A 1132-nucleotide genomic window follows, 5' to 3' on the forward strand; every position below is an offset into this window, starting at 1 on the left:
CGCGCGAACTGGTCACGATCAGGAGGAGGCTAAGCAGGATAGAAAAATGAGCTGACATAGTTGTTAAGCTTTCCACAAATTTAAGTTAACAAATTAGTACCGCACTCCTTGGAGCGCGTCAACCCTAAAGTCGATTTTTTATTCATATCGGATGAGTGGTTTAATAATAGTCAGCTGATACATCGACACATTCAATCAATTCAAAGTGCAATCAGTTAAAAGTGAAGGAAACGTGCTAGAACCTGAGCGGGCGACAAAGATCACAGCCTAAAGCTTTGTGTTATCAAAATTCCGGTATAGGGATTGCGACTTATCACACAAAGGTCTTAATTGCTTGGCGAAAATACGCGCTGACCATTTATAGTAGTGTAGTTGCATTAGGTGAAGAGAAACAGAAGGTAAAGGATTCATGGTCACAGCAAAACAACTTGGACGTTCGGCACTCGCATTAACATTGATCAGCTTATCTGGTTGTCAGCTGTTTCAATCAAACACGAATGCTGAGGTGGCTTCTCCGGTGATCGTGAACGATCATGCGCAAAGTATTATGGTGATCAGCGATCAAATGGACATGTACTTAAGCAGTGAAGGGCGGGAATCTTTCTTAAATCAGATGCTTGTGGCGCTTGAGTCGGATAGTCGAGATAAATTCAAAGGCAAAGATCCTGACACCTATTCGTGGTGGAAGATCCGCGTGCAACCTAATGAGTGGCAACAAGCTGAGATAGTCAGGCCAGTAGAAGAGGGAGTGGATACCTCTAACAAGCTGGAGTTCATGGATGTCTCCTATCGTTCAAAAACGGGGTTAAATTTGCGCTCCAAACCGAGTGTAGAGAGTACAAAGCTGGGGCAACTTGAAAAAGGCGAAGTGTTCAATGCGTTGGCGAGAGTAGAAGGAGAACCTTGGATTCTGGTTGAACAAAACGGCGTTATTAAGGGCTACGTGCATCAAGATTACGTACGCAGCAACGTAGTAAATCGCGATATTTTGTCGACTCAACCGAATCCGTTGCTCGATGCTCAGCAAGCGACTCATTCCGTATCGAGTGTCCGACACGAGCTGCTGGGCAGCTACACGTGTCGAGCGCTGAGCTATGAGTTAACCAAAGACGGTGATGTTACCACGGGGTCA

Annotated in this window: 1 protein-coding gene; it reads left to right on the forward strand. The window is 45.2% G+C overall.

Annotated features, from left to right (window positions below; genetic code table 11):
• Positions 1-409: 409 nt before the first annotated feature.
• The coding region (locus R7E42_RS25085; RefSeq protein ID WP_318073252.1) for an SH3 domain-containing protein at positions 410-1132 on the forward strand (723 nt) is incomplete at its 3' end.

The sequence above is a fragment of the Vibrio sp. Vb1337 genome, from assembly GCF_033338715.1.
In the GTDB taxonomy this organism is placed as follows: domain Bacteria; phylum Pseudomonadota; class Gammaproteobacteria; order Enterobacterales; family Vibrionaceae; genus Vibrio; species Vibrio alginolyticus.